Genomic DNA, 23388 nt, shown 5'->3' with positions numbered 1-23388 from the left:
TGGGAAGTTGTTCCAACGAGTCTAAAGGTAAATTTTAATATCTTGCTCATACAGCCACCTCTACCCGAAACCGCGCGTATTCTTGTGGTGGGTCTGCCAGATCGAATACGAATTCTTTTAAGCCGCTGATGCGAGAAAGCATATCGACAATTTCGCTCGCTTCCATGCCTTGTTCAACCAGCGTGCGCACTAAGCGCCCGTAAGAATGACGCGCCCAATGCAGCTTTTTGAATAGCAGCAAGCCTTTCTCACGTTTGAATTGTTCACGCTGGTACTGAAGCGCGGCCTCTAATGACTGGCGTTCACGGACTGCATCGAGAATTGTGCGCACACCTGATCGGCTTTCACAAAAGTACGCATCAGGCCGTAACATGACTTCAAGCGGGATATTGCGCCCGGTGGCTTTGCGGCTCATTTCGTGCTCAATGCGGATCCAGCCCCGATCTATGCTTTCGGGTTCCGCCATGCCACCTAATAGCTCTTTGCCTTTTTCGTATACCCGAAAAAAATCATCGGCTGTTTTACGGTTGCCGACATAGGCAGTCAAACCCGCCGGGCAATGCTCTAACGGGTCATAGGTGTGCGGGGTAATGTTGCCAATGGCTAAATCCGACCAATCGCCCGCCATGCTAAATGATTGCTTCATGTTGGGATTGCGTAGGCGGTCGGACTGGAACAGGCCGCTATTCTTGGCTTGCAGTAGCAGGCTTGGCACGGTGTAGCCCATTTCGCGGGCGTATTCGCCATGCAGGTCTAACGCCACGTCAACGCGGGAAATTCGCCAGTCGTGGTACTGCAACAAGTTGAACAATTCCAGCCACAAAGCAGGGTGTTCGAGTTGCAGCACTTTGCAACCTGTTCCGGTTAGCTCCAGCAATCCGCCTTTATTGCGGCCTGATTCAGCCTTGGCAATGTGGCCTACTGTCAGGTAGTCGTTGTCCTTCCATATCAGGATAGCGGCTGAAGAGTCATAGCCGTGCATTCCTTTATCTGTCCATTTAACATCCATATCGGCATGGTTGAAAAGGCCGCCATCTGCCAGCAAATCGCCCATGGTTTGCGCGTATGCATCAAGGTCGGTAGTGGTTAGGCGCAACCAGTCAACAGCCGTCACATTCAGGTCATAGGATTTTTCGGTTTTTTGTAACTTGCTGATTTTGTGGGAATCGTCATAACCCCCCGTATTACAGTACGGGGGATATTCAGCGCCGCCAGCGTCGCCAGAAACAGCGGAAAACGCGCCGCTTTCGCGGGCGTGTTTCTCTGCCAGAATGCGGTTAATGCGGGTGAGGGAATCTTCCCATTCGTCACGGTCGAAACGCTTAGCCATGGTTGTTGCCCTCAAACTTTTTCAAGAAACGTTGCGCGACGCGTACACACACCGCCGCGTCGGTTTCGTGCTCTTCTGCCAGTGCTACTAATTGGCGGATGCATTCGAGGGCATAGCCTAATTCTTGTAGAGCGCTTTCCCATGGCTTGATCAGGTAGCCGCTGAAACGGCGCTCCAGTTCCGCAATGGCTTGATTAACGTCTGCACCTTGCAGGTATTCGAGGCTCTTATTATTGAGCGCTGCCACCAGCAAACCACTGACGGCCTCTTGTGGGGTGCGCCCGCTGTTGCAAAGCTCTTGTGCGAGCTTGACTAGTGATAATGTTGGTTCGTTCATAGTCCTACGCTCCGGTTAATCCAACGCACATAGTGGTATGCAGAAAATGCATAACTGTTGTCGGGTTGCGCCAGTTGCTGGCGGCGCTTGATTTCTGCATGGGTTTTGCTTAGGCGCTCTATCCATTCCGCATCTGTCAGGGCGATGTGATCGGGGTGCAAATCGAGTGCCGGGGTCAGGTTGGTTTGTGGGTGGCTCATTTGCGTACCCCGCGCCCGTCGGTGACGGTTTGGGCTTGCAGGTAGTTATCGAGCACCGAGCGGCGATAACGCACGTTGCGCCCGACACGGATGTGGGGCAGGCGGTCGGGGTGGCGGTGACGCCATGCTTCGAGCGTGCGGGCGCCGACTGCGAGATAGGCCGCCGACTCTTTTTCGGTTAGCAGCGGATCGCCGTTGACGGTGTAGGACGGGATTTGCTCAATGATTTGCGCCCGGCGGATGGCGTCACGGTTGCGACGGATGCGACGGGTTGCGCGGTTGGGGCTGGTGTCGAGTTTCGTGCTCATTTTTCACCGTCCTTTAATTCCGCCAGCATCTCATCATGAATTTCTTTCGCGGCGTTGTAGGCGGCATAGGCTTTTTCGGTTGCGCTGATCAACACCTGCTTAACACTGTCCAGCTCTAGGACGTTGTGGTATTGCATCGAATCCACACACACTTGCATCACGTTGTGTAGGTTTTCGAGGTCTTCGTACACTTTCCCAATGCTGATAACACGGTCTATCGAACTGATCATTGCACACCTCCGCCGAAGGTGGTGCGCACGAAGTCGAGGGCTTCTTGCAGGGTGAGAAAATCGTGTGTTTCGAGGTTCACCCCGTGTTCGGTGCGACGGTGAAAGGCGACGTCGACAAAGTTGCACGTTGCGGGTTGGTTGGCGATTTGACCTTTGTGGTATCCGGGGTATACCCATGCGACGGGGATGTTGTCCTGATACACGATCAGGCCGGTTTGCGTCGACTCATACACAAGGTCGGTGATCGGGGTGCGTTTTTTGCCTGCTTTGGGCAGTGCAATAGGGAGGTGTGGCAGGTACGCCGATAGAGTGCGGGCAGTGTTGCCCATAGTGATTGCTGTCATGATGACCGCTCCAGATTTAGTTTTGATATTTGGCAAAAATTGCCGGGTACTATCATCGTCTATCTGGAGCACGACGCGCTTGTTTCGGTTTACACCATGTTGTATTCCACGCATACCCGGCATAAAGCCGCTGTGTGCGAAGTCTACGGGCATAAAAAATCCCGCTGCGTCGTCAAGGCGGGTTTGCCGCCAGATATAGGGATGATAGTCCCAGAATTTTGCTGTTTGCCGGTGCTTTGCATCGACAGGGGCAGTATGGGGGAAAGTCGGGGATTCGGTCAACTTATCAGCGGATAAGGTGTGTTTTGTTTTTTGGGATGATTTCGAGGAATCATTCGGTTTTGGTTGTGTGTGTCTGGTGAGTATCATAAAATTGCTTCCGTAAAATTGTTTCTACCCCGCCGCCGCTTCATACGGTTTCGGGGTTTTTTTTCGCCTATCGTTTCGATTGGCGTTCTCCACGGAACATTGAACAACACAACCCCGATTCTACCGACCGGATAGAGTGCAAGTTTTTTAGGGGGGTCTATCCGGTATTGGCTAAAAAGGTGCGTTAAGGTCTTGATTTATTGTTAAATCCTCAACGTGTTTCTCTGTTATCACCACAGCCTCACCTTGCCATTTTTCATATTTTAGGCTGGCAATACTGGCTATCAAACGGTTTGGCACACGATCAAGGGAAAAATGATTGGTGAATTCAAGTAATAAGTGCATAACCCACCAACTTTTCAGCATCCATGCCGGATAGCTCGCGGAACACCTCGTAAGGTGTCTTGAACCCCAGACATTTCCTTGGTCTGTTGTTGAGTTTATGTACAGCCTCCAACACCTGTCGAGTCGTCACGTCCAACAATCCCATTGCTTTGGGGAAGTATTGGCGTAACAGCCCATTGGCGTTCTCATTTTGCCCGCGCTCCCACGAATGGTAGGGCTTGGCGAAATACGTTTTGCACCCAATGGCTTGGGCAACTTGCTCATGTTTGGCAAACTCTTTGCCGTTATCGAAGGTGAGCGTGTGTACCCACTCCTTGAAGCCGGACAGCAAGGTGATAATGCTGCACGTCACCGCTTCAGCAGTCTTGTTCGCTACTGGGAACGCCAGACGTAGCTTGGATTTGCGTTCGTCCAGTGTCACTAATGCGCCTTGGTGTCCCTTGCCAATCATGGTGTCCGCTTCCCAGTCGCCTAGCCGTTCACGCTGATTGACCACCTCTGGGCGTTCGTCAATGTCCACCCGGTTGGGGATGCCTTTGACACTGCCCGTGGTGCTGCCATAACGCTTACGGTAGGTCTTCGCATGGCGGCGCAGGTTCAGGTACAGCTTGCCGCCCGCACGCTTGTCCTTCAGGACATGCTGGTAAATGGCTTCATGGCAAACACACACCTTGCCTTCTCCTTTTAGTCTGCCGCTGATCTGTTCAGGACTCCATTGCTGTTCCAGCAGGCTATCAATGCTGAGCGTCAGTGCCGGGGTTAACTTGACCGCTTTCGGCTTCTCTGCATGGCGGCACTGAGCATTGTTGTGCGCTTGCTTGTGACGGTAGCCACGTTGACCTCGGTTACGACCCAGTTCACGACTAATCGTCGATTGGCTGCGTCCCAGTGCTAACGCTATTGCCGTGGTGGAATCCTCCATCTTGTGCCGTGTTTCGATATAATGCCTCTCTTCAGAGGTAAGATGTCCGTATGCCATAAGGCTCTCCCGTTAGTGGTTTTTCGGGATGCTTTTTACCACATCTTGCCTCTGACCTTATGAGGAAAGCCGCACCCCGTCTCGATTAACGGGTTATGCACTTATGATACGAATTCGCCATTTACTAATCGCCGCGCCATCACTTTAACAAATACCCGCACGTCAACAGGCAAACTTACAGGTTTTGACCCGCGAATATCGCTATCAATGTATTTCTTTGACTTGCGAATATCGCTATCAATGTATTTCTCTAAGGTGCTTCTTTGGTGTGATAACTTGCTGATGTGGTCATCTAACGCGGTTAGCAATTCAATGATGCTAGTGTCGTTTTCTGATGCTGTTTTTGTAATTGCTGACAACAATAGTTCATCGTCGCTTAGGCGCATTTTTTCCAGCGAACCCACCATCTTGACCACTTGCTTATGCAGGTCTTTATAGTGTTCGCGCTTAACGCCCTTGCTCATTTCACACCATCTTTGCGGCTTGGTCTTTACAGTCTTGTGCTTGAATTCGTTCATCAATTCAGCTCTCAGTAAATGCAGCCAAAAGCACGAGCCTCCTCTAATAAAAATCCCTGAATATATAATGCCTTCTGGCTTCACGAATGCCCTGAAAGACTGGCGTATTAGCTTTGCATGGTCGGTGTTTCCTAGCAGTTGCGGCGCGTGTTCTGCGAGTTCATCAATAACCGTATCGAATGGGTTATTGCACTTTGCCCAGTCCTCACCATCAATCACATAATGGCTCTTGTCGTTACCCGCGCCTTCGCCCATACTTTACCTTCCTGTCAGATCGTCAGAACTTCTACTCAGGAACACGCAAAAGGGGAAAGCCACTAACTTTCCCCTTTTTTATTGTCCCGGCTTAGCAGACGGTAATGCGAAGGGGTTAGGGATTGCAACAGATGGGGAATAAAAAGCAGGCGGTCGGGTTGCGTGCTAAGGTCATTAGCACCACATGACGTTACCCGCCGCCCGAATGCCACGCCACAGGGTATAAAAGCGCGGCTCACAACAAAAAATCGTTAAATCATTGGAATTTATACATAATTCCATAAGCATAAAAAGAGCGGGCTATGCTCCAACTCAAAAACATAACCCACTAAAGGCAAGGGTGAACAGATACCAATAAGCCCCTTGCCATCCCAACTACAAAACCTTTGGTACGTTTTCAGCATCTTGGCTTTTTACGGCTTTCAGAATTTGCACCAATTCAGAACTACGCGCCCGACCATTAGCTTCAGCACGTTTTGCAAGCCAGTCATGAATGTCTTCAGGCAAATTAAGCTTGAATGGAACTTTGGTCATCTTGAATTCAACTTTGGTTTTAACTTGCGTTGCGGGCATTGAAACACCTCCTATTAACGTGTGGTACTGTCATAAACCAAAACGGATGTATAACGGTTGCGTACTGGCTTGGGTGTATGGATTGCGCTGTATTCCTCACCATAAGCAATCTTTTCTCCCGTCGGATAACCGTTGCTATCGGTTGCCTCAAACGGTGCGCCCATACTGTAGGGCTTGGCGATGGTGTAACCCGTTAAGCCACGTTGCCCCAGCAAAATACGCATATCCCCAAAATCGCCCGGTGCGTTGGTGTCGAACACTGGCAAACCCTTCACCATGTCCAAATCACCTTGCAAGGTGGTTGCCGTGCCATCACGTCGCATGGATGCCACGAACTGCTCCGCCTTGGTCACTTCGTTATTCAGCATGTAAGACATTACAGCGTAGTCAGGACGTGCGTAACGTTGCCCGGATAACACCGCCTTACGATCACCGATAGCGGTTAGCAAGTCATTCAGGTGATGGGTGTATTTCGTACCGACTGGCGCTTGAATGTCGAACTTAAACAGATTGGTTGCCGTGCTGTAGCTAATCGTCCCTTCCGACCCGTCGCCCGTCACTTGCCCCAATTGGTTAACCAACTGGATATAGCCAAGGTTAATGTTGCTGAATGTCCAGTAAGTACCAGCCGGTAAATCTTTCTTATTGATGAAATATGGAATCGCTGTGCCATTGATCGTGATCACTAACGGGTTTTCAGGATTCCCGATGGCATTACCTTGCAGATCACGCGCTTGGTGCGGTCGCACAATCGGGAATTGTGCCGTTTTGATCACGCCATCTGCTGAAGCGGTAAACGCCTCACCCGTAACGTGTACCGCGTTGAAGGAATCCGCCGCCCGCTGCATTTCATTGGTAATCCGCAAACTGATTAATTCGCGAATAACCCGCGCATTCGTGGCGATGCTATCGCCCCACGCATCCCAATTAATGCCGCTTGCCTGCGAGAAGTGAATAACTTCGTTAGTGACCTTTAACGCCAGCTTCATTGCTTGAATATAGGCTGTATCACGCTTCAAACCCACGCCAGCAAACGGGATGCCTTGACCTTCGTACACAATGCCGTCATTCGGGATAGAAGCCGCTGAACGCTCTTCGTAAGGAATTTCAGTGGTTGCCATTGCCGCCGAATCCGTAGCGACCCGTACCAAGTTCAGAATATTCAAATCCGTCAGGGCTTGGCGGATAACCTCACGTTGATAACTGGCGGGCAATGCCACATTGCTGAAGCCCGTCTCAGCGCCCGATAAGATGCGGAATTCACGCACCAGAGCCTGTGCATTAACCCGGTCAAACTCTGCCAAGACCATTGCAGCAAAAGCCCCTTCACTGCCAGAGGGTTCAATCAGACGCTTGTTGTGATGTGCGCTAGTCTGGCGCAATGCGCCCCGGATAATGTCATCTAGTGGTTTCATGCTCATGGTGATAAGTCCGTACCTAAAAAAGCACACTGTAAGCCCATATCGTGTGACAGTAGGGACATTCAACAACCCACGCTTACCCCTTCGCGGGCAATCCACAAACATAATAAAATCTTATCATTTACCGATTATCTATCTTTTTCTTATTGCCACTGGTAAGAATTCCCAGAAAAACCGCATAGCACTCATGCAGACATCCAAGTACCCACCTTGCTGTAGAGCAATTCGCTTTCTCTGCCGACCCCCACCCCTACCCACAACCACTATAAATAGGGTAAACCCATGCTAGAGAGCAAAACACCTATCAAAAAACCTATAAATAGGGTTGTTTTATGAATTAATAGAGGGTTTTATAACAGGGTCTTAAGTCTAATTATAGTGGCTCATAGGGTATCGTGTGGGCAATGGCTGAAACACTGAGTTATTAAGCCCCTCTGTATTGCCGGTTTTTTAAGCATTTATATAAACTCATTCATAACCCCTCAAAACCCCGTGGATACTAGGGTTCAGGATTCAGGGAGTGCGGGATTAAATAAGTTAGTTTGCCCTTCCCCCGTGCATCAGGCACAAAAAAGCCCGCATCGTGGCGGGCTGTGAATGCTGATGTATTGGTTAAGCGGCTTTCAGTACGTTGTAAACGCTGGCAACAGAGATCCCCAAGGTTTCGGCAATCTTCGGCTTAGTCATGCCTTGGGTGAGCAAGGCTTCAACCTCTGCCCGCTTTGCCTTGGCGGTTGCCTTGCGCCCCTTGTAGACACCTTCGGTTTTTGCCTTAGCAATGCCTTCAAGTTGCCGCTCTTTGCGGATGTTGGTTTCAAACTCTGCGAATACTGCCAGCATTCCGAGAAATGCCTTACCCGCCGCCGTGCGGGTATCAATCGCTTGATCTAACGCCATGATCGACACGCCGCGCTTTTCAAGGTCGTGAACCATGTTGTGCAGGTCACGCTGTGAACGTGCCAGCCGGTCTATCTTGGTGAATACCAGCGTATCCCCTTCACGTAACCACCCAAGGCATTCATCAAGCGCGGCTCTGCCCTGTTGAGTTGTGCCGCTTTTCTTCTCGCTGAATACTTTGGTACATCCCGCCGCTGTCAGGCGTTCAAGTTGCGCCGTGTGATCTTGGTCAAGTGTGCTAACCCGTGCATATCCTACCAGTGCCATAGTTCCCCCGTTGTGTTTCATGTAAATAGGCTTAAGACATATTTAGAATAATAGCCTATAAAAAACCACAAAGAAACCCTATTTATAACTTTTCTATGGGGTTTTCAACGCCTCGCTTGATGATTTCAACGAGCCAACCATTCAGGCTTCGGGATGATGCCTTAGCCGCTGCTGCTGCTTGTGCGTGTAACTCCGGGGTAAGGCACAAAGACACTTTGCCGGAATAGTAAAGGGCTACGGGTAGTTCTCCTCTGTCCAGTTCCCGCGAATGGTAAACAGCAAGTCTTTCAACTGCCAGTTGTGCGCGATGGTCGTAATGTTCGCCCGACATTGCGCGGGCTATGCGTTTAGATCGTTTGGTTTCTTCCACTTTGGTTTACCCGTGTTTTTCAAAAATCCCAACGTAACAGGAAAGACAGGCATAAAAAAGCCGCTGGTCAGGTTGCGACGGTCAGGTTGCGAAGGCTCAGCGCAGTGGTGACGATAACCGGCGTTTTTCTCTTCTTGTCGCTCATTGCCGCCAGGCTAGTGGGGTGCAACCATGTTGTACCCCTTGCAATAGTTTACTTTCAGAAAGCGAGTCAAGGTTAAAGTGAACGGGCTACGCCCGACCTTGACACGCAAGCAGGCCGGGGGAATCCCAGACACAAAAAAGCCGCATCAGGTGCGGCTCTTGTTTAGATGATTTCGTTACCGATAGGTGGTGTGCTTTCCCATTCGCGGGCTTCTTCTGGCGTAGGTGCATCAGGATCGCATTTCGCCAGCAATGCAGCGAGTGGGCGAGCCGTGCGGCTGTTAGTGCTCTTGACCGCTTCTCGCTGTTTGCCGCGTGTTGCTTTGCCAATTTTGTTGCCAGTGCAAGTAATCCTCCCAGCCTTGCGCTTCAAAACAGATCATGCGTCTACCAACTCTTTATTCACCAACTCCTTACCCTTGCGCACGTTCTCCAATGATTGCAAAAGGCGCTTTGCATTGACTGGCGAACTCAGCAAATTTATCTAACATCGCTGCTAGGTTGTTTCTGGCCTCACTGTAGGTTACTGCTTGCATTATCCATCCCCCTGTTGTTCAAGATGTTGTACAGGATAGCAAGCGCATCATGTAACTGTGTTTGATTTTTTTGGACATTAAGACGTTCATGATCGGCACTTACACTGTAAGCGTGCGGTCATGCGCAGACACGCAAGCAGGCATGAAGAATCCAAGACGCAAAAAAGCCGCATCAGGTGCGGCTCTTAGGCTGGCATGAATTCTTGGTCTAGCACTTGCTCAAAGCTCCACGGGCAAACCTCTGGAAAGGTGCTTTCAGGTAGCCCCGTTTCACGTTCCGCGCCGATCTTTGCCACGTCGTAAGCGTCTGCCAGCTCTTCACCTGCATGGTGTTTTAGGCTTGGACTTTTGCGCAGCCTTGCCGCTAGTCGTTTGCGTTGCTCCACAATGGTTAGCTGCCAGCTACGCCGATAGGGGTAATCGACTTGATACTGCCACTTGAGCATGTGCATCAGCAGCACTTCGAGACGATGGGCGAATTCGTTGCGTTCACTTGCGCCCATGCTTTCAACCTCTTCTATCAGGTTTGCCAAGTCGATTTCACCTAAACGGTGCTCTTTCAAGAGTTGCGCTTGCTCTTGCGTCCATTCGTAAAAGTCGGTTTTGTATGCAATTGCGCCCATGTTGCGCCCTCCGTTGGTGTCAGTGTGCGGATTGCCGGATATGCCCTAGTGCAGCACGAGCAATGAATCCTGAACGGGTTTCGCCGTCACGTTCCGCCGCCGCGTCTATGAGTTGAAGGATACGTTCCGGCAGGCTGATATTCACCCGTGTGGACTTGCCTGATAGTTTGCTCACATCCACTTTGGTTATCGACCAAATGAACCCTTCATAGGCTTGCTGGTGGCGCAAGGCTTCCATTGGTGAGGGTTGCGGGAAGGGTTTCCCGTTATCCAGATACTCTTCAAGCTGCAATAGGATTGCATCCTCTGCCTGCATCAGTGCTTCATCCAAGGTATCCCCCGCTGAAAAACAGCCCGGAATGTCTGGAACGATCACGCCGTAAGCGTGGTTAGCGTCGCCTTGCTCTATGGCTACTGGGTAATACATGGCTTAATCCTCTATTCCGGCTTGCCGTTTAATGGCTTTCACAATGCCCGCTCCTAAGTCTTTCTTTGGGTGTGGCACGGTGACGGTATGCCCGTGGTCTGGGTGCTTGAATTGGTGGTGACTGCCCCGCGTGCGTGCCAGTTCCCAGCCGTGCGCCTTCAGCAGTTTTATCAGTTCACGGCTATTCATGCGCCCACTTCCTGTATTGCGTTGTGTGTATGGTACACACGAAAAACCCGCCCCGCGTTTGATTGTTTGGGATGTTGTGGCGTTTGCGTTCGGGTGGCTCTAAGTGTTCAGCTTTTGCCCTGTAGTCGTTTGGTGAGGGTGTCCGTTGCGAGCTGGCGCTGATAGTCATCAATCGTGCCGTCGGGTGTGCCGTCGAGCTGATAGCGGTCTGTGCCGTGTTTGAGGTTTTGCAGGTAGACACCGTGATTAACGTGCATCCTCAGCAGCTTTTGCACAACCCTTTTGCTTGCGCCGGGGAAGTGCTCCTCGTTCACCAGTCGGAAAATTTCCTTTTCAATGCCGATTGCCAGCGGTTGGAAGTCGAACCAGACGCGGAAGGCGTTTAGGCGGTCGTTCAATTCGCGGATTTTCAGTTGTGACGGTGGTGTGACTTGCTTCTTAGGTGCGGGTGGCTTGCGCGGCTTTTTGGGTTTGGCGCTGGCGGCTGGTTTGGGTTTGGGTGCGGGGATGCGCTGCACTTGCGGCAGTTCGTCACGCCTGATGATGCGTTTGCCGCTGCGTTGGATTGTGCCAGCGGTGGCATTTACCGGGCCACTGTTGGCAGGTTTGCGCGTAATGCTTAAGGTTTTTTTCGGGGTGTCGGTCATGTCCAAACTTCCTTCTCAGGTATTGATTGCCGCCGGTGCGGTCTTGGATGCGGATAGTTTACCGGATGTCAGGCTTAAGAGCTTGTCGGTAATGGTTTGCATGGGTTCTCTGAGACTTTCCACGTCGGTCACGATATATCCGCCGGTCACATCCGCCGCGCCGGTCTTGTGGTTGATCAGGCGCTTCAGGGTGTAACCGCGAATACCGATGTTTTCGGCAGTGGTTGCGAACGTGCGTCTCAGGTCGTGCATTTCCCAGTGAATACCCGACCTGGTGCGAATGGCCTTTATCGTTTTCTCCACGCTGGACAGTGGCGAGGTGTTGTCAGTCGCCCGGAATACTAAGCCGCTGCCCTGTCCACTGCGGGCTTGCCACTGTGTCAACAGATCGCGGGTGTAGGTGGTGAGCGGCAGTGTGTGCGCTTGGTGGTTTTTGGTGTCTTCTAGCCTGATCGTGTTGTTGATCAGGTCGATATTTTCCCACAGCAAGGTGCTGGACTCCGTGCGCCGGTAGCCACTGAACAGGGTTAGCAGGAAATAGACCCGCGCCTTCTCAGCCAGTGCGCCGCCGTACCATTCCGGGAGTGAGTTCACGGCTTCGTACCAGATCGGGAGTTCGTCATTTTTGATAATGGTCTGTTTGCGGTCGACACGATTCCATGCGCGGCTGTGAGAGAGGCGCTTGACCGGATTGGATTTGATCAGCGGTTGCTGATTGTCATCAAAGTATTCCTCAGCAGCGTAATTGAAGATGCAACGTAACACGCGCATCTCGTTATTTGCCCGTGCCTCTGAGTGTTGGCTACGTTCGCGGTGACGTTCCTCTACCATGTCACGGGTGATGCTGATCAACGGCAGAGACTCCCAGTCGGAAAAACCGACGCTGACAGCACGCTCATAATCGGCAATCGTGACGGGCTTCAGATTCTTATGCGATTTCAAATAATCCTTGAACACCTTTCCCAAGGTCATGTTAGCGAATTGCTGCCCCTCTGCCCTGATTTGCTTTTGCTGGTAACTCGTTTGGCGGGTGGTGGCTATCAGCGAGAGTTCTGCTAGGGCTTTTTCCCGCGCTTGGGTCACGGTCATGTCAGGGAATCGCCCCAAGGTGATACGCGCCGCCTTGCCGTCGAGGTGTTTCCGCACTTGAAACGACTTCGTACCCGGCGGGGTAATCATCAGCAGCAAACCATTCACTTTTGCGTCATAGACGTAACGTCGCCCATTGTTGGGTGGTTCGAGCGCATCCAACACGGTCTTGGTGAAATTGATTTTTTCGGGCATTCCGCCTCCTGAATGTTTGGTTTTGGTTCGTTTTTGATGGTAGCGCAAACCGCCGCCGGGGTCATGTTTGCGATTTTCGCGGGGTCATGTTCTGGCGCGTGGTCTGGTGCGGTTGGGCGGGGTTTGGCGGGCTTGGGGGTGCTGTGTCGGTCGGTTTCCAGTGGGTTTTTACGTGGTTGTGGGTTTGAATGTTCCGAGTTCTCATAATCCTTTGGTTCTAGGTTCGAGTCCTAGTAGGCCCACCAATAAATGCAATGAAAGCAGCGAGTTACGTTTGAAACGGCTCGCTGTTTTTATTTGTGTTGCTCCACGAACGTTACTACCCGCATCCGCCAGTATTTGCATGAGCACATGAGGTGCAAGGCGTTGAGCGTCGAATGTTGCGTGATTCCGGCATAATCGCTACCTTACGCCCGGCAGACGTGGCAAGATTGCGAAATCACAATAGCAACGAGTCTCCACACCATGAGCAAATTATTCCGTTTCGGCGAAACCATTGCGGGCTACGAAGTCCCTGTCTTCAACGAACGTGAAGTACGGGCGGCGGCAGGCATCCTGTTTTTCTTCGCGATTATTACCTTCATGAATGCGTTTTTGATGGGTAACTTCTACCCGACACAGGTGTTTATTGTCGCGTTTTTGGTGGATTTCACGATTCGGCTGTTTATCAACCCGCAGTTTGCCCCCAGCATGATTCTGGGGCGTTTGGCGGTGCGCAATCAGACCCCCGAATACGTCGGTGCACCCCAGAAACGCTTTGCGTGGATTATCGGGTTTGCCTTGGCGCTGCTGATGTTTTACCTGATGGTGCTCAATCGGGTGATCGGGCCGATCAATATGCTGGTGTGTTCTGCCTGCATGATGTTGATGTTTTTTGAAGCGGCTTTTGGTATTTGCTTGGGCTGCAAGGTTTACAACCTGTTCTTCCGCGAAAAGGCTAAACTCTGCCCCGGCGATGCGTGCGAAGCCAATACGCGCCACGACATCCAAAAAGTTGGCATCGCGCAAGTTGCCAGCCTTGTGGTATTTCTGGGCTTGATCGGCGTGGTGGGGCAACAGCTTCACGGCGCAACACCCGCTGCCATGACGTATCATGAAGCAGCCGCTAGTGATGGAGCGGCTAACAATGAATGCACGCCGCCCGATTTCGCCGTGAAAATGGGACATGCCGAGATGTGGAAGCTGCACCACAATTGTAAATAAATTAATCGAAACCGTTAGGACTACACCATGTTAAGCAAACTCTCAGCGGGACTCATCGGCTTGCTGCTATTAGCCGCGCCACTCGCTCACGCTTTTGAACCCACCACCCAAAAAGTCACGGACAACGTGTACGCCATCATTGGCGAACTCGATCAGCGCAGTGCTGAAAACCAAGGGTTGAACAATACCACCGGCTTTATTATTACCGCCGACAGGGTAGTATTGGTCGGTTCTGGCGCAACCGCAGGCAGCGCAAAAATGCTCGAAGCCGCCGTCAAAAGCGTCACCGACAAACCGATCAAGCAAGTGCTGAACATCGGCGTGCAAGACCACCACTGGATGGGCAATAGCCATTTCCTCGCGCAAAAAATCCCGGTCAGTGCCTTAGCCAAAACGGTGGCAAGCCAGCACGAACAAGAACCCATGAACCGGATGCGCCTGTCCAGCGCGATTGGCGGTAAGCCCGAAGACCTGAAGGTGGCATATGCCAGCGAAACCTTTGAGAGCGACGAAAAAACCCTCACCATCGGGGGCGTGGAAATGGCGTTGCGTTACCTTGGCGATGCGCATTTCCCCGGCGATGCAGTGCTGTGGTTGCCCAAGGAAAAAGTGGTGTTCACGGGTGATATGGTGTTCAACGAGCGGATGCTGGGTGTATTGCCAGAGATTACCAAGATCAAACACTGGCAAGCAACCTTCAAGAAAATGGCGGAACTCAAGCCCGATCACGTCATTGCGGGGCATGGCGCACCCAGCGATTTGGCTACCGCGCAGAAAAATACCGGCGATTACCTCGATTGGCTGGTCGCGGAGGTCGGCAAGTCGCTAGAGGCGATGGAAGATTTGGGCGATGCGGTTAAACGCTTGTCAGCAGATGATAAATTCAGCTTCCTCAAATTGTCCAAAGACTTGCATGGGCGCAATGTGCATCAGACGTACTTGCAGCTAGAGGCGGAGTAAGCATAAGGCGAAGGTGAAACATCAGGCGCTACCTGATGTTTCACCGTTCATTAGTTTATCTGGCGACGACTATTGCGCCCATAGCCAGTGTATAACCTAATCCCAACACGGCACACACGCCGATTACCTTCATCACATCCACCTTGTATTTCCACAGCGCGACAAACGCACCCACAGCCACCACCACGGCGAACCATTCAAACGGTGCGACAAACGGGGTCGTATTCGTCGCTTTAGGCCAAAACGTATGCCACGCGAAAAACACCGCCAGATTCATAATCACACCCACCACCGCCGCAGTCACGCCGGTCAAAGGTGCGGTAAATTTGAGGTCATTACGTGAGCTTTCCACCACTGGCCCCACCGCGAGGATGAACAGGAATGACGGTAAAAACGTGAAAAAGGTGGCGACGGCAGCCCCCGCAAAACCTGCTGCAATCGGGTTGGCTACGACTGTTTTTGCCACACCGCCCAGATAGCCGACCCAAGTAACGACCATGATTAGCGGCCCCGGCGTGGTTTCACCCAATGCCAGACCATCCATCATTTGCGCACCCGTCAGCCAGCCGTACTGCTCGACTCCACCTTGGTACACATACGGCAGCACCGCATACGCCCCGCCAATCGTCAAAAACGCTGCTTTAGTGAAGAAGTTACCCATCTCACTCAAGGCTTGATTGCCACTCAGCGCGAACATCGCGACTGCCCAAATGCCGATAAAAGCGACGACAGTGATACCCAGTTTTGCCCATGAAAACTTGGCGTGTGCGGGCGTTGGGGTGTGGTCATCAATCACCGCCGCGCCGTGTTGCTTGTCAGATGCGCCATGCCCGCCGCCGCCTTTGAACTTGTCAGGCATGATTTTGCCGCCAATCACACCCAACAACGCGGCTGCCAACACAATCCACGGGAAACCAATCCCAAACACAAAAATGGCAACAAAAGCCGCTGCTGCAATACCCCATAGGACGCTGTTTTTCAGTGCCTTCGAGCCAATTCGCCACGCCGCAAACAGCACAATCGCCACGACTGCGGGTTTTATGCCATAGAACAAACCTTGCATCAGCGGCACATCGCCCCACGCCAGATACACCCCCGCCAATACCGATAGCAGCAAAAACGCAGGCATAAAGAACAATACCCCCGCCATCACCGCCCCCGTCACGCCGTGCATCAACCAGCTAATGTAAATCGCCAACTGGATCGCTTCCGGCCCCGGCAAGATCATGCAGAAATTCAGCGCGTGTAAAAAACGGTGTTCCGAAATCCAGCGTTTCTTTTCCACCAGATCGGTGTGCATCATCGCAATCTGCCCCATCGGGCCGCCAAAGCTGATGAAACCGAGTTTCAGCCAATAGAAAAATGCTTCACCCAAGGTTGGGGCTTGTGGTGCAGTCTGTGGTGTATCGCTCAAAGGGAATCCTCCGGTAGGGAAAAAGCGCAATAAAGATCATCGAGGAGCTGCCCGCCTTCCGCCAGCAGCACGTCATCATTCAAGGCGCGGTGTTTTAAACCTTTCAGCAGCACCGCAAATCCAGCAGCTTCCGGCGCATTGCCACCCACATCCAGTGTATGCACCAGATGCGCCAAGCGTTGCAGCCCAACATTTTGCGCCAGCCCGAAACTGTGCAGCAAGGTTTCAAACGTCACGTAGCGTCCAATGTGGCTAAAACGCGCCCCGTCAAAATCGAAACCGAGCGCCTCAGCGGGGCAATCCATCCCGTTTTCCAACCAGCAAAACTGCGCTTGCAGGTCGATAAAACGCCGGATCAGCCATGCCGAAGCGAGGCGGTCTACCCACAAATCGCGGCGGGTTGCCCACGTTTTACCTTGGAAATCGGCAAGGATAAGCCGTTCGGGTTCGCCTTGCTGGAACGCGGGTTCGGCAGTCGGCAGTCGTCCGCGCAACGCTGTTTCTGCGGTGTGCAGGCGTTCGTGTGCGGTCGCTTGCAACGGGTGCGGGAAATAATCGGTGTCGGTAATGGCGGTGAGCCGTTTACTGAGGTTTTTCAGTTGTTTGCGGGTAGTGGCAAGATCGGTTGCCAGCGGGTCAAATTGCGCCAAATCATCCAGCCACGCGCTGTAGTCTACGCCACGGTCAAATAAGCGCGTAAAAACGTCGGTTTGTGGCGCGTCACTTTGAATCGCCAACACCCACGCTTCGCCGCCAGATTTGCGGGTATCGTCCGCCACGGGTTCCAAACGGACACGGGTATGGTCGCTGTTGGGTAATAACCACACGCCATCACGCAAACTGGCGCACCCCAAAGCTTTGGTGGCACGCCAGATACGCATCCGTGCGGTCGCATTTTCAGTCGGTAGCGAGAGAATGAGGAGCAACCAATTCATATAAAGTAGTATATATTACAAATTTGTAAAAGTTACTACTGTATAGCATGAAATGACTGATAGCTCAACATGCCCACCACGGCTAATGTTGCCAGCGCGATACTGCTTTGCAGCCAATCAATGCGCTGAATGGCTGCTTTCTCCCGCACTTCACACACCCCGCCGGGGCAAAGTGTCGGCGGCGTTTTGCGAATCCAATTGTGCAGCACACAGCCAATGCAAATCCCAAACGCGGTTTCGCTAAACAACAAAACCAAGCAAGTGACGCAAATGTAGATCTTAATCGGTGTCATCATTTCCACCATCACTACCAGCCAGAACATAATGATCGACAACACCAAGCCAATGCTCCACGCAAACCGCTTTTGCGCTGCCCCGACGTATTCGGGTTGTTGCCGTGACACAAAAAAACGCCCAATAATCAGGCTGGGCGCGTATTTGGGATTCACTAAGACGCGGATAAAAAAATCCACCATAAAAAACGTGATAAAAATGCTGGTGTAGCGAAAATCCATCGTGCGATACGCATACAAAAACGACAGGATCGCAAACACAAATAACAACCCTGCTGCGGCACGCGCCTCGCGTTCGTTCAATACACGCACGGCATAGCCATCCACCACTTCGCCAAAATAGAAATGCTTATTCATAGAAAAATCTTCCGTTAATTCAGAGGTTAAAATTCAAGTGAGATAACGAGAACAAGCTCAGACGATGGGCGGGCGGTAGGGTACGTCAGTGCCTTTTGGCAAGCGTTGCGGTGATAAAGTAGGCGGTATAAAGTGGCTGCGCGGTGCTGCAATCACTGTTGTTGGCAAGCTTAGGATAAATTGCGCGTGCTGAAGTTGATCACAATGGCAGGTATCGGCTTGCTCATCGAGGCAACAATGATGGTCGCTCATCTGCATTTGCGTCTGCATCGGTTGCGTTTGCACATGATGGCACACCAACACCGCTGACCAGACGGGCAGGGCAGTGATGAGCAAAATCAAGAGCAAAATAATGTGTTTACGCATAGCACAACACTCTAGCAAAAGCCTATTTGCCATGCAAAAAAGCTTAATGACGGAATAATGTGCGCCACCCACACGATCAACAGCGAAATCCACTGCAACAGTGGAAATTTCGCCGCCAAGTCCAGTATAACTGCCGCTTGCAATTAGCCCGTACTCCACGCACGTGGGCGTTGCATCCCGGCAATCTTGCACACTTGTTTCACATAGCCATACGGGAACAACTGGAACAATTGCTGCTTGGCTGCTTTTTTGTCGATGCCTTGCTGTTTTGCCATGAAATCAGTGACGTGGCGAATGTCGGGCGTGATTTGGTTCTCGCCCCACGAATCGCGCACGAAGTTCAACACCACCCAATACGCATCGGTCAATGCGATGTTTTCTTCGGCGGCTAAAACGTGGGCGAGGTCTGGATTCCAGTCTTCGGGGTTGACGAGATAGCCTTCGGCATCGCGTTCAGCGTTTATTTCTGTGGGCATGGTGCATCTCCTTTTCCTACTAAAGCGTTCAAATTCAAGCATAGCGATAAGCCTTAATCCTTACATAACGATATTTTTTGCTGTCTAATATCGGAGTTGTCGATATAAAGAGTACCGCATGGATACCGAACAAGCCCGTACTTTCCTCGCGATTGCTGCCCACGGCAGTTTTATTGCCGCTGCCAGCCAGCTACACCTCACGCAATCCACCGTGAGTGCGCGGATTCAACGGCTGGAGGAAACCCTTAATGCGCGGTTATTCGTGCGCAACCGTTCCGGCGCGAGCCTGACACCCGCAGGACGGCGTTTTCTGGAATACGCCAAACGGCTGGTATTCACCGCTGAACAGGCGATTCACGACGTGGGTTCATCCAGCCGTTACCGCGCCATGCTGCGTGTCGGAGGGCGCATTGCCTTGTGGGAAGGCTTTTTGCCGCAATGGGTCGGGTGGATGCGCCTCACCAATCCCGATGTGGCGATGCGCACGGAAATCGGCTTTGAAGATGACCTGATGCGCCGCTTGATTGAAGGCACGCTCGACATGGGTTTGATGTACACGCCCAGCCATCAGCCGGGTTTAATCGTTGAACATTTGTTTGACGAACGTCTGATTCTGGTCAGCAGTCGCCCCGATGTTCACGAACCGGGGTCGGGTTATGTCCACGTTGATTGGGGTGCAAGTTTTCATGCGCAACACCGCCAAAGTTTCCCGCAGATGGAAACGCCTGCGTTGGTGGCAAATATCGGCTGGTTGGCAATCCAACTGGTGCTGGCGAATGGCGGCTGCTGTTTTTTGCCGGTGCGTTTGGCACAGCCGTTGTTGACGACGGGGCAATTGTTTCCGGTGTTGGGTGCACCGGAATACGACCATCCGGCGTACATGGTTTACCCGCAAAAAGCGGAGAGCATGGTGTTGGAACAGGCGGTGCAAGGTTTGCGGGAGGTGGCGAAGCAGCAAGGGGCATCGCAATCTTGAATAAATGCTGCTAAATACGGCTGATTATGCGTTGAAACAGTGTTTCTAAAGGCTGCAAATCACCCAAATAACCGGCAATGTTGGCTTGAATCCACTCATGTTGTTCCACTTGTGACCAATCCAAACCGTACCCAGCGTTGATAGCCAGCAGTTCAAAAAAGAGGCGTTGAGTGCGTCCGTTACCCTCACGGAAGGGGTGAATTACATTCAATTCGCAGTAATAATCCGCCAGTCGTGCCACTGTGGAAGTTGAACAACCGACCAGATAATGTTCACCTGCCAATTTGTATAACAGTTTGTTGGCTTCTTTTTCAACGTAAGTGGCGGTACAAAAACGGGTACTACCTTTACTGATGTCAACCGTTCGCAACGCTCCCGCCCACGGGTAAATGTCTTGAAATAAGTAATGGTGGATGCCACACAAGGCTGATAAATCAAAGACTGAAAAATCGGGTTCAAACAATGCCGCTCTGGATTCGGTCAAGGCTTTTTCGATTTCGGCAAGTTCTTCTGCGTCACGGATATTGAGCTTATTGATTAAAACCGTGCTGTTTGGGTAGCAAGCCGGATCGTGTGCAACACCGTACTTATCCTGCATAGTGGGCAGTAATGCGTTCGATTCGTTGCAGAATTTGCTGGCGAGTCAGTGTATCAAGGTTGACTTCCTTGTCAGGCACGACTTTAAATCCCTCCAAACGCAAGCTGGCACGGTAATTGCTGTTGCGATGCGTTTGGAAATAGCGCAGTTTTTGTTCATTAGTTAGCACGATGTCACCTGTTTTTTGCCTGAAAACACTGTCATTTTAGCATGATCACAATCAAGAAACTGCTTCCTCATACGTCCTGCCATCGCGAATATGATACAGCCGCTTAAAGGTCGGAATGATCTTCTCATCATGCGTGACCACAATAATCGCGGTTTGATGCTGTTGCGCCATGTCGTTGAGGATTTTCACCACCGCCAATGCCCGTTCGCCATCCAGCGGCGCGGTGGGTTCGTCGGCAAGAAGTCGCGAAGCAGCAGCGTTAATTCACGCTGTTGGATCAGAGTACCGCGTTCACTCCACATGCACACCGCCCTAGGAATCTGTAACCGGGGTTGCTATCATTCTCTGCTTTCTCTCGTACTAGCGAAATATCATGGAACTCAACCCCACCTACACCAAAATCAAAGATCTCCAAGGGCGCGTGGACGCTCTGCGGGGGTATCTTTGACTACGAAGTCAAAAGCGAACGCTTAGAAGAAGTTAGCCGCGAACTCGAAGACCCCAAAGTCTGGGATAATGCGCAGCGGGCGCAAGACCTCGGCAAAGAACGCGCCATCCTCGAAGGCATTGTTGGCGGCATTGACAAGATCAGCTCCGGCCTTACCGATGCGAAAGAATTGCTCGAACTCGCCGAAATGGAAGACGACGAAGACAGCGCCAATGCCGTCATTGCTGATGTCGATGGCATCGACAAACACGTCGCCCAACTCGAATTTGAACGCATGTTCTCCGGGCCGATGGATCGCAACAACGCCTTCCTCGACATCCAAGCCGGTTCGGGCGGTACCGAAGCGCAAGACTGGGCGGAAATCCTATTGCGCATGTATTTGCGTTGGGGTGAAGCCAAAGGATTCAAAGTCGAATTGCTCGAAGCCAGCCCTGGCGACGTGGCGGGCATTAAAGGCGCGAGTATCAGCTTTGAAGGCCCTTACGCTTTCGGCTGGTTACGTACCGAAACGGGCGTACACCGACTGGTGCGCAAATCACCGTTCGACTCTGGCAACCGCCGCCACACTTCATTTAGCGGCGTTTTCGTGTCGCCGGAAGTCGATGACAATATCGAAATCGACATCAACCCTGCGGATTTGCGCATCGACGTATACCGTGCTTCCGGTGCGGGCGGTCAGCACATCAACAAAACCGAATCGGCGGTGCGGATTACCCATACGCCCACCAATACGGTGGTGCAATGCCAGAGCGGGCGTTCCCAGCACCAGAACAAAGACAATGCCATGAAGCAATTGCGTGCCAAACTCTACGAGCTGGAAATGCAAAAGCGCAACGTCGAAAAGCAGGCGTTGGAAGACAGCAAATCCGACATTGGTTGGGGCAGTCAGATTCGGTCGTATGTTCTCGACCAGTCGCGCATCAAGGATTTGCGCACGGGTGTGGAAACGGCGAATACTCAAGCGGTGTTGGACGGCGATCTGGACAAATTCATTGAAGCCAGCTTAAAAAGCGGGCTGTAAAAGCGAGACTGTTATGAGCGAACACGACAACCATCACGACCAGCATGATGAGAATAAACTGATCACGCAACGCCGCGACAAGCTGGCAAAACTGCGCGAACAGGGCAAGGCGTTTCCCAACGACGTGGTGCGTGAACACAAAGCGGCGGATTTGCAGCAGGAATACGGCGCAAATGATAAGGAATGGTTTGAAGAGCACGCCATTCCCGTCACGGTGGCGGGGCGCATGATGCTCCAGCGCATTATGGGCAAGGCGAGTTTTGCGACGATTTCGGATGCGTCCGGGCGTATTCAGTTATACGCGCAGAAAAACGTGCTGGGCGATGAGATTTTCGATGACTATTGCCATTGGGATTTGGGCGACATTATTTGGGCATCCGGCATGTTGTTCAAAACCAAAACCGGCGAATTGTCGGTCAAGGTGCATGAAATCCGCTTGCTGACCAAATCGCTGCGCCCGCTGCCGGAAAAATTCCACGGCTTGACCGATCACGAACAGCGTTACCGCCAACGTTACATTGATTTGATTATGAATCAGGAAAGCCGTGAAGCGTTTGTGATGCGTTCCAAAATTGTGGGTTATATCCGCAATTTCTTCATGCAACGCGATTATCTGGAAGTCGAAACGCCGATGTTGCAAGTGATTCCGGGTGGTGCTGTGGCACGTCCGTTTATCACGCACCATAACGCGCTGGATTTGCCGATGTACTTGCGGATTGCGCCGGAATTGTTCCTCAAGCGGCTGGTAGTCGGTGGGTTTGAACGGGTGTTTGAAATCAACCGCAACTTTCGCAACGAGGGGCTTTCCACGCGGCATAACCCTGAATTCACCATGATCGAATTCTATCAGGCGTATGCGACTTACCACGATCTGATGGATTTGACCGAAAGTTTGATGCGCGGCATTGCCAACGATGTTGTCGGTAGCCATGAGATTACGTATCAGGGCGAAACTTTCGATTTCGACAAACCGTTTGCGCGGATGAGTGTGCGCAGTTCCATTCTGCACTTCAACCCGGAGTTGTCTGCCGAACAGCTTGATACGCTGGAAGGCGCACGCGAAGTGGCTCGCAAGCTTGGCATTCCGCTCAAAGATGGCTACGGTTTGGGCAAAGTGCAAATCGAGATTTTCGAGAAAACCGTCGAACACCGTTTGCTGCAACCGACGTTTATCACCGAATACCCGGCGGAAGTGTCGCCGTTGGCGCGGCGCAATGATGCTAACCCGTTCATCACTGACCGTTTCGAGTTCTTTGTCGGTGGGCGTGAAATCGGCAATGGTTTTTCCGAGTTGAATGACGCGGAAGATCAGGCGGAACGTTTCATGCAGCAAGTCGCGGATAAAGACGCGGGCGACGATGAAGCGATGCATTTTGATGCAGATTACATTCGTGCGTTGGAATACGGGATGCCGCCGACAGCGGGTGAGGGGATTGGGATTGATCGCTTGGTGATGCTGTTTACGGATGCGCCGTCGATAAGAGACGTGATACTTTTTCCGCACATGAGGCCGGAATAGGAAGAAACCCCTCTTGACCTCCCCTTATCAGGGGAGGAATTGAGAGGTGGATTTCAGTGT

The 23388-nt window shown here is 51.9% G+C and carries 32 protein-coding genes; 6 read left to right on the top strand and 26 right to left on the bottom strand.

From position 1 onward, the window contains the following. Nucleotides 1–46 precede the first annotated feature (46 nt). The 18 genes from L3K52_15250 to L3K52_15165 all read right to left on the bottom strand — a co-directional run bounded on the left by L3K52_15250 (nucleotide 47) and on the right by L3K52_15165 (nucleotide 12593). The gene (locus L3K52_15250) at nucleotides 47–1330 is read right to left on the bottom strand and encodes a replication initiation factor domain-containing protein (GenBank protein UOG91537.1); all 1284 of its coding nucleotides are present in this window, start codon (nucleotides 1328–1330) and stop codon (nucleotides 47–49) included. After that, on the bottom strand, nucleotides 1323–1667 hold the full coding sequence (locus L3K52_15245) for a hypothetical protein (GenBank protein ID UOG91536.1): 345 nt from the start codon (nucleotides 1665–1667) through the stop codon (nucleotides 1323–1325). The genes L3K52_15250 and L3K52_15245 overlap by 8 nt, the downstream gene beginning before the upstream one ends. Continuing rightward, entirely contained in the window at nucleotides 1664–1867 is a 204-nt protein-coding gene (locus tag L3K52_15240) for a hypothetical protein (protein UOG91535.1), read from the bottom strand. Before L3K52_15240 ends, L3K52_15245 begins: the two co-directional genes overlap by 4 nt. After that, the gene (locus L3K52_15235; protein UOG91534.1) at nucleotides 1864–2175 is read right to left on the bottom strand and encodes a helix-turn-helix domain-containing protein; all 312 of its coding nucleotides are present in this window, start codon (nucleotides 2173–2175) and stop codon (nucleotides 1864–1866) included. Before L3K52_15235 ends, L3K52_15240 begins: the two co-directional genes overlap by 4 nt. Then, nucleotides 2172–2405, bottom strand: coding sequence for a hypothetical protein (locus L3K52_15230; protein ID UOG91533.1), 234 nt, complete (start codon nucleotides 2403–2405; stop codon nucleotides 2172–2174). The genes L3K52_15235 and L3K52_15230 overlap by 4 nt, the downstream gene beginning before the upstream one ends. After that, on the bottom strand, nucleotides 2402–2749 hold the full coding sequence (locus L3K52_15225) for a hypothetical protein (GenBank protein ID UOG91532.1): 348 nt from the start codon (nucleotides 2747–2749) through the stop codon (nucleotides 2402–2404). The genes L3K52_15230 and L3K52_15225 overlap by 4 nt, the downstream gene beginning before the upstream one ends. Nucleotides 2750–3446: 697 nt before the next feature. Then, on the bottom strand, nucleotides 3447–4442 hold the full coding sequence (locus L3K52_15220; GenBank protein ID UOG91531.1) for an IS30 family transposase: 996 nt from the start codon (nucleotides 4440–4442) through the stop codon (nucleotides 3447–3449). A gap of 101 nt (nucleotides 4443–4543) precedes the next feature. Further along, on the bottom strand, nucleotides 4544–5215 hold the full coding sequence (locus L3K52_15215) for a hypothetical protein (protein ID UOG91530.1): 672 nt from the start codon (nucleotides 5213–5215) through the stop codon (nucleotides 4544–4546). 375 nt (nucleotides 5216–5590) lie between these two features. Beyond that, nucleotides 5591–5788: an Arc family DNA-binding protein gene (locus tag L3K52_15210; GenBank protein UOG91529.1), complete on the bottom strand. Its 198-nt coding sequence runs from the start codon at nucleotides 5786–5788 to the stop codon at nucleotides 5591–5593. A gap of 14 nt (nucleotides 5789–5802) precedes the next feature. Continuing rightward, nucleotides 5803–7209 carry a hypothetical protein gene (locus tag L3K52_15205; protein UOG91528.1) on the bottom strand — a complete coding sequence of 469 codons (1407 nt, stop codon included), beginning with the start codon at nucleotides 7207–7209 and terminating at the stop codon, nucleotides 5803–5805. A 612-nt stretch (nucleotides 7210–7821) separates the two neighbouring features. Continuing rightward, entirely contained in the window at nucleotides 7822–8373 is a 552-nt protein-coding gene (locus L3K52_15200) for a recombinase family protein (GenBank protein ID UOG91527.1), read from the bottom strand. Between the two features lie 82 nt (nucleotides 8374–8455). Next, nucleotides 8456–8743 carry a toxin-antitoxin system HicB family antitoxin gene (locus tag L3K52_15195; GenBank protein ID UOG91526.1) on the bottom strand — a complete coding sequence of 96 codons (288 nt, stop codon included), beginning with the start codon at nucleotides 8741–8743 and terminating at the stop codon, nucleotides 8456–8458. A gap of 307 nt (nucleotides 8744–9050) precedes the next feature. After that, entirely contained in the window at nucleotides 9051–9260 is a 210-nt protein-coding gene (locus tag L3K52_15190; GenBank protein ID UOG91525.1) for a hypothetical protein, read from the bottom strand. 348 nt (nucleotides 9261–9608) lie between these two features. Then, the gene (locus L3K52_15185) at nucleotides 9609–10046 is read right to left on the bottom strand and encodes a DUF29 domain-containing protein (GenBank protein ID UOG91524.1); all 438 of its coding nucleotides are present in this window, start codon (nucleotides 10044–10046) and stop codon (nucleotides 9609–9611) included. A gap of 19 nt (nucleotides 10047–10065) precedes the next feature. Beyond that, the gene (locus L3K52_15180) at nucleotides 10066–10473 is read right to left on the bottom strand and encodes a type II toxin-antitoxin system HicB family antitoxin (GenBank protein UOG91523.1); all 408 of its coding nucleotides are present in this window, start codon (nucleotides 10471–10473) and stop codon (nucleotides 10066–10068) included. 3 nt (nucleotides 10474–10476) lie between these two features. Then, nucleotides 10477–10662, bottom strand: a complete 186-nt coding sequence (locus L3K52_15175; protein UOG91522.1) for a type II toxin-antitoxin system HicA family toxin — start codon at nucleotides 10660–10662, stop codon at nucleotides 10477–10479. A gap of 107 nt (nucleotides 10663–10769) precedes the next feature. Continuing rightward, the gene (locus L3K52_15170) at nucleotides 10770–11309 is read right to left on the bottom strand and encodes a ProQ/FINO family protein (protein ID UOG91521.1); all 540 of its coding nucleotides are present in this window, start codon (nucleotides 11307–11309) and stop codon (nucleotides 10770–10772) included. Between the two features lie 15 nt (nucleotides 11310–11324). Continuing rightward, a complete protein-coding gene (locus tag L3K52_15165) occupies nucleotides 11325–12593 on the bottom strand; it encodes an integrase family protein (protein ID UOG91520.1) in 1269 nt (422 codons plus the stop codon). Between the two features lie 36 nt (nucleotides 12594–12629). Between L3K52_15165 and L3K52_15160 the strand changes: the two genes are divergently transcribed. From L3K52_15160 to L3K52_15150, 3 genes are all read left to right on the top strand, one after another. Beyond that, nucleotides 12630–12800, top strand: coding sequence for a hypothetical protein (locus tag L3K52_15160; GenBank protein ID UOG91519.1), 171 nt, complete (start codon nucleotides 12630–12632; stop codon nucleotides 12798–12800). 258 nt (nucleotides 12801–13058) lie between these two features. Next, nucleotides 13059–13796 carry a DUF4395 domain-containing protein gene (locus tag L3K52_15155; GenBank protein UOG91518.1) on the top strand — a complete coding sequence of 246 codons (738 nt, stop codon included), beginning with the start codon at nucleotides 13059–13061 and terminating at the stop codon, nucleotides 13794–13796. A gap of 27 nt (nucleotides 13797–13823) precedes the next feature. Next, complete coding sequence (locus tag L3K52_15150; GenBank protein ID UOG91517.1) at nucleotides 13824–14756, top strand: MBL fold metallo-hydrolase; 933 nt, start codon at nucleotides 13824–13826, stop codon at nucleotides 14754–14756. 55 nt (nucleotides 14757–14811) lie between these two features. On the opposite strand, the gene chrA is transcribed toward L3K52_15150, so the two are convergent. The 5 genes from chrA to L3K52_15125 form a co-directional block, all read right to left on the bottom strand. Then, entirely contained in the window at nucleotides 14812–16170 is a 1359-nt protein-coding gene (gene chrA, locus L3K52_15145; protein ID UOG91516.1) for a chromate efflux transporter, read from the bottom strand. Then, nucleotides 16167–17105, bottom strand: a complete 939-nt coding sequence (locus tag L3K52_15140; GenBank protein UOG91515.1) for a chromate resistance protein — start codon at nucleotides 17103–17105, stop codon at nucleotides 16167–16169. Before L3K52_15140 ends, chrA begins: the two co-directional genes overlap by 4 nt. A gap of 35 nt (nucleotides 17106–17140) precedes the next feature. Next, nucleotides 17141–17755, bottom strand: coding sequence for a DUF4395 domain-containing protein (locus tag L3K52_15135; protein ID UOG91514.1), 615 nt, complete (start codon nucleotides 17753–17755; stop codon nucleotides 17141–17143). 57 nt (nucleotides 17756–17812) lie between these two features. Continuing rightward, nucleotides 17813–18121, bottom strand: a complete 309-nt coding sequence (locus tag L3K52_15130) for a hypothetical protein (protein ID UOG91513.1) — start codon at nucleotides 18119–18121, stop codon at nucleotides 17813–17815. A gap of 143 nt (nucleotides 18122–18264) precedes the next feature. Then, nucleotides 18265–18597 (bottom strand): TusE/DsrC/DsvC family sulfur relay protein, encoded by a 333-nt coding sequence (locus L3K52_15125; protein UOG91512.1) that lies wholly within the window; start codon nucleotides 18595–18597, stop codon nucleotides 18265–18267. Nucleotides 18598–18715: 118 nt separating this feature from the next. Between L3K52_15125 and L3K52_15120 the strand changes: the two genes are divergently transcribed. After that, entirely contained in the window at nucleotides 18716–19573 is an 858-nt protein-coding gene (locus L3K52_15120; protein UOG91511.1) for a LysR family transcriptional regulator, read from the top strand. A 10-nt stretch (nucleotides 19574–19583) separates the two neighbouring features. Here the strand turns inward: L3K52_15120 and L3K52_15115 are convergent, their stop codons facing one another. From L3K52_15115 to L3K52_15105, 3 genes are read right to left on the bottom strand one after another with little or no spacing between them, the layout of a single operon-like run. Continuing rightward, a complete protein-coding gene (locus tag L3K52_15115) occupies nucleotides 19584–20171 on the bottom strand; it encodes a putative adenosine monophosphate-protein transferase Fic (protein UOG91510.1) in 588 nt (195 codons plus the stop codon). Continuing rightward, nucleotides 20161–20340 (bottom strand): YhfG family protein, encoded by a 180-nt coding sequence (locus L3K52_15110; GenBank protein ID UOG91509.1) that lies wholly within the window; start codon nucleotides 20338–20340, stop codon nucleotides 20161–20163. Before L3K52_15110 ends, L3K52_15115 begins: the two co-directional genes overlap by 11 nt. Nucleotides 20341–20391: 51 nt before the next feature. Further along, on the bottom strand, nucleotides 20392–20529 hold the full coding sequence (locus tag L3K52_15105) for a hypothetical protein (protein ID UOG91508.1): 138 nt from the start codon (nucleotides 20527–20529) through the stop codon (nucleotides 20392–20394). 184 nt (nucleotides 20530–20713) lie between these two features. Between L3K52_15105 and prfB the strand changes: the two genes are divergently transcribed. Then, nucleotides 20714–21809 (top strand): peptide chain release factor 2 gene (gene prfB, locus L3K52_15100; protein ID UOG91507.1). Its coding sequence is split into 2 segments (ribosomal slippage): nucleotides 20714–20785 and nucleotides 20787–21809, totalling 1095 coding nucleotides; the frame shifts between segments, so codons are not numbered across the junction. Between the two features lie 13 nt (nucleotides 21810–21822). Beyond that, a complete protein-coding gene (gene lysS / locus L3K52_15095) occupies nucleotides 21823–23328 on the top strand; it encodes a lysine--tRNA ligase (GenBank protein UOG91506.1) in 1506 nt (501 codons plus the stop codon). Nucleotides 23329–23388 lie beyond the last annotated feature (60 nt).

Origin of the sequence: Candidatus Thiothrix sulfatifontis (assembly GCA_022828425.1) — a bacterium.
GTDB lineage: Bacteria > Pseudomonadota > Gammaproteobacteria > Thiotrichales > Thiotrichaceae > Thiothrix > Thiothrix sulfatifontis.
This window is presented reverse-complemented; position numbering and strand designations above follow the sequence as displayed.